The organism is Nocardia sp. bgisy118 (assembly GCF_057708605.1).
The window spans coordinates 1-13,072 of sequence record NZ_JBYISM010000024.1 but is presented as its reverse complement, the minus strand read 5'-3'; the positions used below and the strand labels follow the sequence as shown (position 1 = coordinate 13,072).

General features: G+C 64.6%; 12 protein-coding genes and 1 pseudogene. 9 read left to right on the top strand and 4 right to left on the bottom strand.

Going from position 1 to position 13,072, the window contains the following annotated elements; all coding sequences use genetic code 11:
- Window positions 1–777 precede the first annotated feature (777 nt).
- Together AC3EO7_RS26025 and AC3EO7_RS26020 are read right to left on the bottom strand one after the other, a co-directional pair.
- Window positions 778–898 (bottom strand): annotated as a pseudogene (locus tag AC3EO7_RS26025) (transposase); the annotation flags it as partial.
- A gap of 73 nt (window positions 899–971) precedes the next feature.
- A complete protein-coding gene (locus tag AC3EO7_RS26020) occupies window positions 972–2,276 on the bottom strand; it encodes an ATP-binding protein (RefSeq protein ID WP_431972657.1) in 1,305 nt (434 codons plus the stop codon).
- A 281-nt stretch (window positions 2,277–2,557) separates the two neighbouring features.
- Here AC3EO7_RS26020 and AC3EO7_RS26015 point away from each other — a divergent pair, with 281 nt between their 5' ends.
- The 6 genes from AC3EO7_RS26015 to AC3EO7_RS25990 all read left to right on the top strand — a co-directional run bounded on the left by AC3EO7_RS26015 (window position 2,558) and on the right by AC3EO7_RS25990 (window position 7,994).
- A complete protein-coding gene (locus tag AC3EO7_RS26015; RefSeq protein WP_435592623.1) occupies window positions 2,558–3,259 on the top strand; it encodes an SDR family oxidoreductase in 702 nt (233 codons plus the stop codon).
- A 28-nt stretch (window positions 3,260–3,287) separates the two neighbouring features.
- On the top strand, window positions 3,288–3,710 hold the full coding sequence (locus AC3EO7_RS26010; RefSeq protein ID WP_431972638.1) for a tautomerase family protein: 423 nt from the start codon (window positions 3,288–3,290) through the stop codon (window positions 3,708–3,710).
- A gap of 349 nt (window positions 3,711–4,059) precedes the next feature.
- Window positions 4,060–4,287: a hypothetical protein gene (locus AC3EO7_RS26005; protein WP_435592622.1), complete on the top strand. Its 228-nt coding sequence runs from the start codon at window positions 4,060–4,062 to the stop codon at window positions 4,285–4,287.
- A gap of 286 nt (window positions 4,288–4,573) precedes the next feature.
- Window positions 4,574–4,936 (top strand): recombinase family protein, encoded by a 363-nt coding sequence (locus AC3EO7_RS26000; RefSeq protein ID WP_435592621.1) that lies wholly within the window; start codon window positions 4,574–4,576, stop codon window positions 4,934–4,936.
- A 789-nt stretch (window positions 4,937–5,725) separates the two neighbouring features.
- Window positions 5,726–7,558: an ABC transporter permease family protein gene (locus AC3EO7_RS25995; RefSeq protein WP_435592620.1), complete on the top strand. Its 1,833-nt coding sequence runs from the start codon at window positions 5,726–5,728 to the stop codon at window positions 7,556–7,558.
- Window positions 7,559–7,598: 40 nt separating this feature from the next.
- Window positions 7,599–7,994: a hypothetical protein gene (locus tag AC3EO7_RS25990; RefSeq protein WP_435592619.1), complete on the top strand. Its 396-nt coding sequence runs from the start codon at window positions 7,599–7,601 to the stop codon at window positions 7,992–7,994.
- 532 nt (window positions 7,995–8,526) lie between these two features.
- Here AC3EO7_RS25990 and AC3EO7_RS25985 read toward each other — a convergent pair.
- The gene (locus tag AC3EO7_RS25985; protein ID WP_435592618.1) at window positions 8,527–8,808 is read right to left on the bottom strand and encodes a hypothetical protein; all 282 of its coding nucleotides are present in this window, start codon (window positions 8,806–8,808) and stop codon (window positions 8,527–8,529) included.
- A gap of 209 nt (window positions 8,809–9,017) precedes the next feature.
- Between AC3EO7_RS25985 and AC3EO7_RS25980 the strand changes: the two genes are divergently transcribed.
- Window positions 9,018–9,731, top strand: a complete 714-nt coding sequence (locus tag AC3EO7_RS25980) for a cutinase family protein (RefSeq protein WP_431972645.1) — start codon at window positions 9,018–9,020, stop codon at window positions 9,729–9,731.
- Between the two features lie 432 nt (window positions 9,732–10,163).
- On the opposite strand, the gene AC3EO7_RS25975 is transcribed toward AC3EO7_RS25980, so the two are convergent.
- Complete coding sequence (locus tag AC3EO7_RS25975) at window positions 10,164–10,562, bottom strand: DUF4870 domain-containing protein (protein ID WP_435592617.1); 399 nt, start codon at window positions 10,560–10,562, stop codon at window positions 10,164–10,166.
- A 463-nt stretch (window positions 10,563–11,025) separates the two neighbouring features.
- Between AC3EO7_RS25975 and AC3EO7_RS25970 the strand changes: the two genes are divergently transcribed.
- Both AC3EO7_RS25970 and aat read left to right on the top strand, forming a co-directional pair.
- Window positions 11,026–11,202: a DUF3500 domain-containing protein gene (locus AC3EO7_RS25970; protein WP_435592704.1), complete on the top strand. Its 177-nt coding sequence runs from the start codon at window positions 11,026–11,028 to the stop codon at window positions 11,200–11,202.
- Window positions 11,203–12,141: 939 nt separating this feature from the next.
- A complete protein-coding gene (aat, locus tag AC3EO7_RS25965) occupies window positions 12,142–12,879 on the top strand; it encodes a leucyl/phenylalanyl-tRNA--protein transferase (protein ID WP_435592616.1) in 738 nt (245 codons plus the stop codon).
- Window positions 12,880–13,072: the final 193 nt, after the last annotated feature.

The window sequence follows — 13,072 nt, the reverse complement described above, 5'->3', positions numbered from 1 at the left end:
CGGTGACGACTACTACGGACCTGCCTGCGGTCCACGCTCGAACCTTCGACTGCACGAAAGAACCTCGCGTAGCCGTATCTGCGCCATCGCGCATCGGAGAAGGACCACAACCCACCCCGCCGACAGCTGATCTTTCGATCCCGTGAGAGAGACTGGCTCATCAAGTCGATGGAATCCCGGAAAACACGCAGCGCATGCAAGTGGCTCACCTGTCGGCCGATGCAATCGGTCAAGCCCTTTTGAGTCCCGCGAGTGACCGGTCGATCCTCGTGCGCGTAGGAGACGAAGAGGTCGTATTCGAACGGCTCCTCGCGTCCCTGGGTCGGCGACTCCAGAACATCAGGAGTACGCGCACACATGGTCCTCTCCTCGCTCCCACGGTGAGCGCATAGAACGATATGAACGGATGCTCCGAGTCTGACCGGACCGGGGACGAAAGTCGCACGTAGTGCACTACTCGGCTTTCGCCATACGCCCGGCTAAAGGAAGAGACATTTGCCGCAATACCGCACGTACATGACGACCCGCTTGCACCGCATCCGAGGTAATTGCGCCGCATGGTGAGTTCAATTCCGAGACTGATACCGCGGCGCTCCCCATTTGCGATGGAGTAGGGGCTGAGTGAGGCGAACTTCGCGACATCACGGCCTTCTCACCGCGCATGCATCGCCGCCGCAACGTCGTTGAACGCTGCTTCAACCGGCGATCCTGCGTTGCACCGACCTCGACCGTGTTACACCGATAACCGTCAGGCGCCGAGATCTCCCCCGGTGATCAGCCCTTTCGCGGTCGCGACACCATGATCTCGTCCACCCCGGTCAGTCGCCGCTGCCGCTTACGCACGGTCTTCGGCCGAACGAGGAGTTCCTATCGCGCGCGGCACGTCGATCTGGACGGGAATCCGCAGGTCACGAAGTAACTGAATGAGCAGGTTCAGCCGCGTGGCGCTAGCGTGGCGGGACGAGCGCGTCTCACAGTCGGGTGTAGTTTGTCTGGTCTTGCTCGAACGCTGTCAAAATCTCCGGTGTCAGTGTCAGGCGGGTGTTGGCGACGGCGGCAAGGTAGTCCTCGAGGTCGGCGGGTTCGCTCGTTTCCTCGCGCATCGCGCGTTCGAACGCCGACTGGGCCCCAGCGCGGGCGGCGTACTCTATGTCCGCGGGGGTGAAGTGAATGGTTGCGTGCACCAGGTGGTCGAGGTCGATGGTCTCGGCTGCGGGGCCCAGGTAGCGCCGCCAGATCGCTTTGCGCGCAGGCTCGTCGGGCGGACCAACCGGAATTACGTAGTCGAAGCGGCCTGGCCGCAGGAACGCCGAATCCAGGGAACGCACCGAATTGGTCGCACAGATCAGCAACCGGCCGTAGTCCTCTCGGAATACCGGAATCAGTTTGAGCAACTCGTTCGTCACGCCATGCGCCGGACTGGTCGCGGTCCCTTCGCGCGCACCGGCGATCTCCTCGACCTCATCAATGAACAACAGCAGTTCGTCGAGGTCGCTCAAGTCCGCGAACACCTCACGCAAAGATGCTGCGAGACCACCACTGGCCGCTGCGGCCAACCGAGACGGGAACAACTCCACGAACGGCCAGCCCAGCCGTGATGCGACCGCTTTCGCGAAACTGGTCTTCCCGGTACCCGGCGGCCCGAACAAGATCACGCTCTTGGGTGGCCGAACCCGATAACGTTCGGCGACATCCGGGTTCGCCAACGGCAACACGATCCGCCGTTCGATGATCTCTTTCTCCCGGTCCATCCCCGCCATCGACTGCCACAATCCGGGTGGCAACAGCCGGCCGCCCAGTTCGGTCAGCAAACTGGACTGCGCCGGTGCCAGCGGCTCGACCAGTTCGTAGTAGACGAGACCGGTCCTGCGCAGATAGCCGGAATTCTCGAACGCGACCGACCCAGTCGCGCCCTCGGGAACGAGCGTGCAGATCCGCCGCACCCCATTCGAGCGCAGCCGCCTCTCCAACTCGGTCAGCAATGCACTGCCGATACCGCGCCGACGCCACTGCGCGCCCAGCGCCACCAGCAAGACCCACGCACGCTCACCCTGGATCTGCGCGACCGCCATGCCCACCATCTCTTCGCCGACCTCGGCCACCACCGCCGGCGGTCCCGCCCGCGCAGACGCCAGCACCTCCGCCAACGCGAACACCGGCTCATCCGCAGTGGCCATACGGCTCTGCTCCCAGACCTGAATCGCCTGGTCCAGGTCATCATCGCGAAACTCGCGAAGTCGCCATACCGGCATACACACCTCGAACCGCCGTTGCAGAGTGGACGAACCGCTCCCTGCCAGTAAACACCTAGCAGCACCCGTGAGTAGGCCATTCCTAAGCTCCGGCGCAGGGCGGATCGGCGATGTCGACAACTGCTTCTTCGAGCTGGGCTCGAACCAACGCTGAGATCTGCCCGCGGACTGCCTCCGGCGGGCGATCGTGCGTTGGCGGGCGGCGAATGCACTTCATCTGCCGCCGTGCCCCCTGTCACCGCGTCGAAGTATTGGCTATAGTTCTATATAGTCAGCTATGAGGTGGACGAACAAGGAAGGCAGACATGACCAGAATCGAAGGCGCTATCGCCCTGGTGACCGGCGGGCAGCGGGGCCTCGGCCGCGCGTTCACCGAGGAATTTCTGGGACGCGGCGCGGCCAAGATCTACGTCACAGCCCGCAAGCCCGGCGCGGCCGATGACTCCCGCATCGTCCCGCTCGAATTGGAGGTTACCGACCCGGATTCGGTTGCGGCCGTCGCGGCTCGGGCCACTGATGTGAACATCGTCGTCAACAACGCGGGCGTACTGCGCCCGGCGCCGCTGCTGCAGGCCGAAATGGCCGATGTCGTCGAAACATTCGAGACCAACGTCTTCGGACCACTGCGCATCGCCCAGGCTTTCGCTCCCATCCTCGCCGCGAATGGTGGTGGCGCCCTAGTGGATATGCACTCTGTGCTGTCCTGGAGTTCCGGGGCCGCGGCCTACGGTGCGTCGAAGGCCGCCCTGTGGTCTCTGACCAACTCCTTGCGCATCGAACTGGCTGCGCAGGGCACCCAGGTCGTCGGTGTCCACCTCGGCTTCGCCGAGACCGACATGGTCAAGGCCATCGATACCGTGAAGCTCAGTCCCGCTACGGTTGCCGCCGCACTCGCCGATGGCCTGGAACAGGGTGCGAACGAAGTCCTCGTCGATGAGTTCACTCGGCAGGTGAAGGCCACCCTGTCCGGTCCCGTCGAAAACCTCGTCCTTCCCCTCCGCCGCTGAGACACCGGTTCGCCCAAAGGAATTCACTATGCCGCTCTGGCACATCTACCACCCCGCGAACACCTACACCCCCGAGGACAAGCAGAACTTCGCCCAGGACATCGCCGCCTACTACACCCGTGTCGGCCTCCCGGAGTTCTACGCCATAGCCCTCTTCCACGAACTGCCCGCCGACTCCTTCTATGTCGGCGGCAAACCCACCGCCGCCTCGGTGCGCATCACCATCGACCACCTCGCCCGTCAACTCGACGACCCGGAAATGCGAAAACGCATGACCCGCGGCCTCGACACCCTTATGGCCCCCTATACGCACGATCGCGGCCTGTACCTCGAATTCAATATCAACGAGGTCGCGCGCGACACCTGGATGATCGCCGGGCTCTTCCCGCCACCGATCGGTAGCGATATCGAGCAGGTCTGGGCCAAGGAGAACAAGCCCATCCCGTACTGAAGCCGGCGGACGGCACCTGCCTCCCGCGCCTGCCAGCAGCATCGAGCTGACGCACGACAACCAACTGTCGAAGCGGCGTCCTGCTGGTCGCTGCGGCATAGTGCTCGCCGCACTGAGGTCGGATGCACTCACTGATGCGAATCCTGCTCGCGACCCTCGCCGGGCTACTGCTCGCCACCGCGTGTTCGTCGCCTGATGTCGGTGCGCCCGAGCCCGGTCCGGCGACCTCGGCCGAAATATCGGATTCAGCGGGCGCACTGGGCTTTCCGGCTGCAGCGGTGGCCGACTACCTGCTCTGCGGCCCGTACCCGCCACCCGAGGCACAAAGATCGTGCTGCGAGACAGCACGATGGCACCCGCCCCCGGCTTCTACAACATCTTCTATGTCAACGGTTTCCAGACGCAGCCCGGCGAGCATGACCTATGGCTGCGTCAGCGACGCGATCTCATCCTCCTCGGAAGCGACAGCCGTCCCCTGATCGACGAGAACCGGCCCGACGAGCTGATCGTCGACACCTCGACAGCGGCGAAGCCGACCCCGTTCGCCTGTGTCATCGGCGAGACGGTCAGCATTTGAGCCACAAAGGGACCGACCCTGGGCACTGGACTGGACCTGAGTTCTAGTAGCAATGCCGCGCAGTTACAGATCAGTTCAGAATGAGTCGGTGTGTCGGTTTGCTCTGCGACACAACGTTTCCGACCCTATCGGGTGGTTGACGAGGTGGTGACCGATGCGTTGTGGTCACGGTTGGAGCCGTCGACCCCGGTGCGGCAGCGCCGTTTCCGTCATCCGGGTCGACAGTGACTGCGCTCGTTTCAGCGAGCGCAGTCAACAGCGCGTGGCCAACCGTCGTCCGATCGGTGTGAGTTCCCTGCAAGACCTGATCTCCATCGTGGCCGGACTCCGCAAGCGCGGCATCGGCTTCCGCTCCCTACACGAAGTCCGCGACACCACCACCCCCGGCGGGCGCCTGGTCTTCCACGTCTTCGCCGCCCTGGCGGAATTCATCCGCGAACTGATCGTCCAAGGCACCCACGAAGGCCTCGACGCCGCCCGCGCCCGCGGCCAACGCCTCGGCCGCCCGCCGGCCATGACCGCCGAACAGATCCGCCAGGCCCGCGCCATCCTCACCCGCCCCGAGGAGACCGTCTCATCAGTGGCCCGGCTCCTCGGGGTCTCACGCTCCACGGTCTACAAATACCTGCCCGAACTGACGCACTCATGAAGGCCTGGACGCCGCCAGAGCCCGCGGGCAGCGCCTCGGCCGCGCGCCAGGAGGGAACGGCCAGGCGGATCAGGTTGGCTGCCCACACAGCGTTCCGATATACGGACCGACGCGTTGTTCCCGGCCCTGACAAGCGAAATGATCAGTGAGTAATCAGTTGACCCCTCCATCGGATGGGGCTACCGGGCATCGTCCTCGGTGACTATCGAGGTCGGCCGAAACGTGAATATCACCATCGAGGCCGAATGACCCCAGTGCCGATGGCGGGGCTCCTACGGCCGAGGCTTGAACAGCGGTGGACGGTCATGCGCCCAGCGGGTCCGGCGCACCCGTGTCGGGGTCGGCTCAGGCTACAGCTGCACAGGACGACGCCTGTGGGCGTTCGTCGAGAATAGGGGAAGAAGCGATGACACCGATGAGCACCCTAAAAAGTAGCGGTGGTCCAGATGGCGCAGGCGTGCGATCGTCGACGAGCTGCTCGTACGTCGTAGAGGCGCCGGTGCTTGCGTGAGCCTGGATCCACGTGTGTCACGAACGTTGCCGCACGTATGAGAACCTCGGCGATCAGGTGGGCTCGCCGCTGATTCGGCGGGCGCTCGAGCTTGGCGACCTGCACGCGACGCTATCGACCGGCCGGCTGAATCCGGCTCGGCGTCCTGGGGACTTCGACGAGACCGTGCTGCGCACTTGGAGGCGTCTCGATCACTTGACACCCGGTCGGCGCCCCGGACCGATACCGGTCGAATTCCGCTCTTCGCGGCGACGACTTTCAACCATGAGGGGGCATCCGTGGTCACCGATAATATCGGCCACACGGCTACCAGCACGCCGACAGTCAATCCGGACGACGAGGCCACTCGCCTTCTCGCCTCCGCGGCCCACCTCGATCCCGAACTGGCCGACGCCATGGTCGAGGAGTGCTTGGCCGAACCATATCGAGTCGTCCTGCCGTCCCCCGGGGTCCGGGCCCACATCGTGCTGCGGGAGGCGGTCGCAGCGCGGACAGCGCGACGGATCGGCAGCGCGGTGCTGGTCGCCCTGCTGGTGCCCTTCACCATCGCCAGCGGCGGGCTCGTCGTCCTCTGGCTCGCGTCCGGCTCGGCTTGGAAGATCAGCTCATGGGCCGTGCGAGCCGCGCGACGGTCACGCACACCGGCAGTCGGGCGCGAACAGCACGGCGAGCGAGAACAGCGCGGTGAGCGCGGATCATGGTGGCCGACCGCGTTGCTGTGGCTGCCGCTGTCCTTGATCTTTACGTCGCTGTTCGCAATTCCTGCGGCCGTGCTGTCTCTGCTGACCGCTGCGCTATTCGGAGGCCTCGGCAACGAATCCGGCGATGGTTTCTACTCCGAGCAGCCCGGGGGCATCTCGGCGGTCTCCGCCATCGGCATCGGCACCGGCCTGCTGATCACGACGGTAGGGATGTTCTGCGTACTGTTCGTGCAGCGCTATCGGCCATGGGTTTTGGCCGATCGATACTTCCGTTTCGGCCACTTCCAGCCGGATAGGCCACCGCGCGAATTCGTGAGCTGGGCCTGTCGTCCGTTCGCCACCCGATTGCAGCGCATCATCGACCAGGAACAGCGCGATAATCGCCCTACTCCCCGCAATCTGATCATCTACCGCGGCCATCGGCCGTTCGTCGGCGCCGGGACGCGGGTGCGGTCCTGGTCGCAGGCATTCGAGTTACGTCCGAACGATCCCGCCGGGTACTCGGACGCGCCGATGGCGGAGTTCGCCGCGGCAGAACTGCAGAACTTCGTGGCTCGCGACGTCGACGCCATGCGTAAGACACCGAACATCACACCGGGCTGGCGGTTCGCGGGCCTCGAGATCAGCGATACCGCTTTTCTGTCGGCCGGGCACGTCCTGAACTACCGCGAGGCTGAATTCTTCGCACGGGAATTGGAACAGGGCCGCAATCCTCAACTCGCCGAATCGTATTGGCAGGAATTGCTCGACAGCGCACCGGAGTGGCTGCGCTTCTATCGCTGCTTCCGGCTCGAAGGTTGGGCGCGGCAGTTGGGTGTCGCCGGATACCTGCACATCGGGTACGAGCGACAGATCCTTTTCGTCGAGTGGAATGGGTTCGTGCTGCCGCCCGTGGCGCCGACGTACCATTTCGCCGATTTCCCGCCCCGCTCGCCTGCGCTGCTGGCACTGTGGCAGGCACTCGGGGAACTCGCGCTGCTACCGACCACGATTCCCGCTCGTGTGATCGATATGGCGCGATGGATGCGGGATGCGCATGGAGTCGGTCGCGGCCGTACCAACACCCCTGATCGAGCCGCCAATGCGTTCGGTGCGCTGGCCACCGTACGCGAAATCGGAGCGGGCACAATCTTCCCGCAATTCTTCCAGGAGTCCGACAGCGACCAGTATTTGAAGATCCTGGAGCGCCGGGTGCTCGACGCGATCCACCGCTTCCTGTCGAGCAAAGGTATCGCCACCGACGCCTTCGACACGATGATCACCCAGATCAACAACGCCACCGTCATGGAGGGCTGCACTGTGGTCGCGGGCAATATCGGCGGCGCGGACAATATCGGCACCGTCGGAACCGGGACCATCGGCGGTTCGTCCTCCGCCGCAGCGACCGCCGCGCCCTTGGCCACGAAATGATCTGAGTGGCAATCGAATTCGACTAGAGGAGCATCCAGCCATGCCTGGGGATACGCACGACAGCAACGTCCATATCAGCGGCGGGCAGGTGGTCGCGGGAAATATTAGCGGCAAAGACAACACGGGTGTCGTGTCCGGCCCCGTGTCCATCAACAGTGCGACCGAACAATCCGCGCTGATTGCTGCGGTGGCCGAACTGCGTGCCGAATTGACCGCGTTGCGAACACATCTCACCGCTACCGGCGGCGCCGGTGCCGAACCCGCCGACGTCGACGACGTTCTCGATGCACTGAACGACCCGGAACCCGATCTGGGGCGGGCCGAGAGTCGATGGTGCCGCCTGCGCCGCCGCATCCCGGAGGGTCTGCTGAATCTCGACACGCTGACGAAAATCGCCAACCTGTTCGAGAAGATACAGGGCCTCACTAGCTCATAGCCGGGGGTCATTCGCCGGAATTCCGCGTGGGTCTTCTTCGGGCCGCCGATCACATTTCGACACGCCGACCAGCTACACCACGCGTCCCAGATCAACCCCTCGAATCAGGCCGGGAGGCAGTGCGGGGATGAAATCTCCCAGAGGCAACTTCGCGTCTGGGAGAACCCAGGGCGAGCCGTACGCCCTACCGGTCGCCTCGTGCTCGCGACGCGGGCCGAGATCGAAGCGTCCGCCGAGCTCGGGCACCCAGACCTCGACCTTGTGGGCTTGAATGCGGAGACATGACCCACTCGATCATGATTAGCATGCTCGGCGGCCTCGTCATACCCCTGTCGAGTCAGACCGTGAACGGAGACCAGGCGGTGGACATATCGCGAGCAAGTCAGCCACATCGGCGACAGGCAGTTGACGAGCCACCCCGCCCAGTCACCTGCGGGACGCTACGGGGTAGCTATCCCCGACCACGAACCACTGCGCATAGATAAGTCGACAGTTGAATACACGGTCTTACCAGTCCGGGACCCGACCTACATCAGGCCCGGCGCATGAAGGCCAGCATGTAGTAGACGTTCTCGATGTTCCGTTCGACCACGCTGACCAGCTCCCAACTCTGGGATTCGAGCAGCTCGATGCCGTTGACCAGGTGGACGACCGGCTCGAAGATCGCACGTTGATAGCCGGCCGAGCCGAACACGAAACCTCCGGTCTGAGGCGAGCTCAAGACCAGGTTCCGACGCGGATAGGACCGCAGGTCCACCACGCCGTTCAACACGGCAATCACATCGAAAACAGGCCCGGGCGCAGGAGCATTCATGTCCCTATCGTTGTGCATACCCGCGGACTCGCACACTTGCGGTCGCACCGACTCAGACTCGATCGTCGGCACGCCACCGGCGACTGCCTCTCTGCGAGCATGTCCCCATGATCGACCGACGGCTACGGAGCCGACCCGCGCATCGGAAGCGTCGATGATTCGTATCAACCAGCTGGCGCCGTGGCCACTGCGCGCAATACATTGGGCGCATGCGTGAACGATCTCGAATCCTGCTGTGCGCTACCACGACCGTCGCCGCGGCGATGGCGCTGCCGGTTCTCCCGATCGCATCCGCTGAGCCCTCCCCCAGTCCCACCGCCTGCGCCCAGGTCCGCGTCGTCACCGTCCGTGGCACGCTCGAACCGCAGAGCGGCAGCCTGCTGCTGACCCCGCTGGCCGGGCGGATCGCCCAGGAATCCGGCCGCAGCACCACAGTGACCGAACTCGAGTATCCCGCCTCGATGGCCCCGGACAGCCCCGTGCGCGGCGTCGAGAACCTGACGGCACTGGTCAACACCGCCGCAGCCGAATGCCCGAATCAGCAGCTCGTCCTCCTCGGCTACTCACAGGGCACCCGCGTCATCGGCAACACCCTCCGCACGCGAACCGCGTTGACCGACCAGGCCGCCACGCAGATCGACGCAATCGCCCTGTTCGGCAGTCCGCTGTTCAACGGCGCCGACCCCTTCAACCGCGGCAACTACGATCCCACCCTGTCGGGCACCGCCGCGCTGCCCGTCGGCGCCCTCGGAGAATTCACCGACCGCGTGCGCTCCTACTGCCATGCCGCCGACCGCGTCTGCCAGGGCGGCGATCCGGCCGCCGGGTTCGGAAATGCCTTGAGTCCTGGGCATTTCGCATACTTCGTCAACGACTACCGGGACCAGGCGGCGGCATTCGTCCGCGAGCAGCTCGGCTCGTAGTCGTCCCCTCCTGCGGTCCGGGCTGGTACGCGCCCGACCGATCACCGCGATACGCGCGGTAATCGACGAGCTAGACCTGTCCCTGCGGGTGCCTCGTTGCGGTCGGTTGGTAGCGACCGGTGAGAGTGCGGTGCCGTATCAGCTGTTGGGTTGCTGATGGGGTCAAGGACAAGCTCACTCAGATCGAAACCTCGCTTCAACGAACCGCAGTAACAACTGGCCTCGGAATGCCTACGTTCGGGTCTATTTCTGGAAGAACCTCCACCTGATGAGAATCAGGTTCGTAGGCTGCATCCGCCCGATACGCGGCAATATCGGACGTTCCGCGCGGACGCCGACGGCCCGAGATAGCCTCGGGCCGTCGGTCTTCGGGCTGTCGCATCTGGTTACCGGCAGGGTTGCGGAATCCCGCTGCGGACTTCGAATATGCCGCTACTTGACCGAGTTGGCCAACTGATCGGCATACGGGGCGGTGAATTTTCCGACAAGGGGAAGCGCTGCGCGGACACCGCCGGTGTTGCTCGCCTGGACCATGGCCAAGACCCAGACGACGACCGCGAAGACCCCGACTACGAGTCCGGCGAGGCTGAAGATGATCCCCGCGACTCCGAGGAGCGAGCCGACGATGCTCAGAACAATATTGACCACCGAGACCGCCCCGAAGAAGACGATCGATTGCGAGGCATGGAATTTCACGTCGGGGTCGTTCTTGCCAACGAACAGGAAGATGATTCCGGTGAGCCACCCCAGTGCGTAGGACAGGATCGCGCTGGTCTTCTTGTCCAAGCCGGCGGACTGCGGTTGATTCGTGGGAGGTTGAGAAGATGTCATGAGGTAAGTAGACGCTGCGCGCGCCACCTACCGATCCCAAGTTCCGCCCGAACCCCCAGGTCGCGGGCCGGCCGGCGACCGGGATCCTGGACGTGGTTCTCCCTATGAGATGACTGCCGACGACCTCGAAACGCCCCATCGGTCTCCGGGCAGGGCCCGCCGCCCGGTCATCGTCATGCAGCTGTGTGTTCGGTCGGCCTCGAATCGATGCATCCAACGGGTGGTCGCCTGCCCGGCCGGCCGGTTCGGTCAGCGCGGTATGCGGCCATTACAGGTTGTCAGGCGCATTGGGGGTCTTGCTCATTCGTCGGCTGGTGTGGTTTCCGCGTCGGGGGAAGCCGTTTGTGGGGAGGGTAGATCGGATCCGGCTCCATCGTTTCTGCGGTGATGGGCCTGGAGAACGTCCTGGACCAGGTCGAGGGATGGGGTACCACTGGGGTCGCCTGCGCGGGCGTGACCCGGCCTGTACTGGCTTCGGCTCTTCGGCCGCCCTGGACATGACCGTGTCTGGGCCTGGCGGTTCGGCGGCCACCACATCTCCCTGAACTATCTGGTCATCGACGGTCGGCTCGTTGCGGCGACCCCCTGCTTCGGCCTGAACGAGCTGGCCGCACACCGGCAGCGCGCTTTCCCCCGCTGACGTGCGGCAGGACGCTGACCCGCGGCTTGTTCCCCTGCCTAGCCGTGATGCGATGCGCTGCGGTAGCCGTGAAAGTACGGGACCGGTAACGCCCCGGTCGCTGCGGTGCGCGCCGGTCGGCAGCGCCGCGGGATAGGACCTCAGCGATGCCAACTGCTCGCGTACAGACTGGGGATCCTCCTCGCGGGAGATGATCGCCATACGCGCGATCCCGTCCGGCCGGACGGGCCGAGGCCGTGTACCGATACGACAAAAGGCCTGACGGCGGATGGAACGCCTACACCGCCTATTCCTACGAGTCGCAGAACCTCTTGCGACTTTGGCCAGAGTTCGGAACGCACTCATCTGCCGCGTCCCGCGCTGACCGAGACGGTCAGCGTGGGGTGTCGAAACGGCGACTGACCGTGCTCACCCCGCTCGCCTGGTGGTCCCATCACTTCCGCGACGCCGAGCCTTATCCGGATTGATGTAGAGCCGAACACCCTTGTACACCACCGTGTTCGGCACATCGTCGTCGTGATCCGGGTCGCCAGCGCCCCCAGGATCCGGCAGTTCCGCCATCTCCTCGATGACGATCTGTGCCCGCGCCGCACCAGGATCGAACATTTCCTGAAACGGCCCGACGAACGACCCGAGTTCCGTGCGTTACCGAGGTGGCACGAAAGCTAGCCGGCTACACCCGACCTGGTCACCAGCATCTTCTCCAGCCCCCAGGTTGGGTCCAGGATTGGCACGTTCCGCTCCACCCACTCCTCTGACCACCACACCGAGATAGAAGAGCTTCCACGTCCGGGTGCGACCGATTACCGATCGATCGACTGAGTCGCCTGGGCAAGTTCCCGCTCGACGGTTGCCAACTCCGCGGACCGATCCCCGTGTGACGGTTCGTCCCGTCGTCGCAGCCTGCGGCTGTTCGCCCAGGTCGGTAATGTCTGTCCGGTGACCGACGCTACCGACCTGATGCGGATGTATCTGGTCGATCCAGACCAGCCTTTCCCACCTGTCGAGCTCGCGGATCCGACCGGACTGGTCGCATTCGGCGGGGATCTGTCACCAGAGCGGCTGTTGGACGCCTATTCCGCGGGCATCTTTCCCTGGTACAACCCCGGCGAAACGATCCACTGGTACAGCCCGGACCCGCGCAGCATTCTGGTGCCGACCGACCTGCGGGTGACCAAGTCCTATCGCCGATCTGTCGCCCATGCCGACTACGCGGTGACCATGGATCGCGCCTTCGCCGATGTGATGTCGAATTGCGCCGGACCGCGTGACAAGGAGACCGGAACCTGGATCGGCTTTGACATGCTGGCAGCCTACCTGCGGCTGCACCACCTCGGTCATGCGCACTCAGTCGAGGTATGGCGCGACGGCGACCTTGTCGGCGGCCTCTACGGCGTCGCATGCGGCCGCTCCTTCGCCGGCGAGTCCATGTTCTCCCGCGCCCGTGACACCTCCAAGGTCGCGCTGTATTGGCTCTGCGCCCAACTGGCCGCCTGGGATTTCGCGCTCATCGACTGCCAGGTCACCTCCAGCCACCTCACCTCCCTCGGCGCCATCGACCTCTCCCGTGCGGACTACCTGCACCTACACACCCGGGCCGCCGCCCGCCCCGGCCTCTCGGGCCCCTGGCAGTTCGAAATCCCGGTCCCCAACTCCCCCAACCACCTACCGGCGTGAACGATCACCGAAGCGATAGGTCAGCAACGTCGTGAATTGGCGGGCCGGATTCACGACCGCGAATATGAACATCGTTCCGGCTTCGGTGGCCACCCGCGCCAACATCGACGAGCGCAGCGAATTGGCCGACCAACGACAATGCTGAATCGGGGTGCGGAGCCGGCTCGCCGGACGAACCCGCAAACGCACTCTC

Excerpts from the sequence above, each read along its gene's own strand:
- AC3EO7_RS25975 (WP_435592617.1), bottom strand. The coding sequence starts at position 10,562 with ATGACATCTTCTCAACCTCCCACGAATCAACCGCAGTCCGCCGGCTTG.
- AC3EO7_RS25980 (WP_431972645.1), top strand. The coding sequence starts at position 9,018 with ATGCGTGAACGATCTCGAATCCTGCTGTGCGCTACCACGACCGTCGCC.
- AC3EO7_RS26005 (WP_435592622.1), top strand. The coding sequence starts at position 4,060 with ATGGCACCCGCCCCCGGCTTCTACAACATCTTCTATGTCAACGGTTTC.
- AC3EO7_RS26015 (WP_435592623.1), top strand. The coding sequence starts at position 2,558 with ATGACCAGAATCGAAGGCGCTATCGCCCTGGTGACCGGCGGGCAGCGG.
- AC3EO7_RS26010 (WP_431972638.1), top strand. The coding sequence starts at position 3,288 with ATGCCGCTCTGGCACATCTACCACCCCGCGAACACCTACACCCCCGAG.
- AC3EO7_RS25990 (WP_435592619.1), top strand. The coding sequence starts at position 7,599 with ATGCCTGGGGATACGCACGACAGCAACGTCCATATCAGCGGCGGGCAG.
- AC3EO7_RS25985 (WP_435592618.1), bottom strand. The coding sequence starts at position 8,808 with ATGAATGCTCCTGCGCCCGGGCCTGTTTTCGATGTGATTGCCGTGTTG.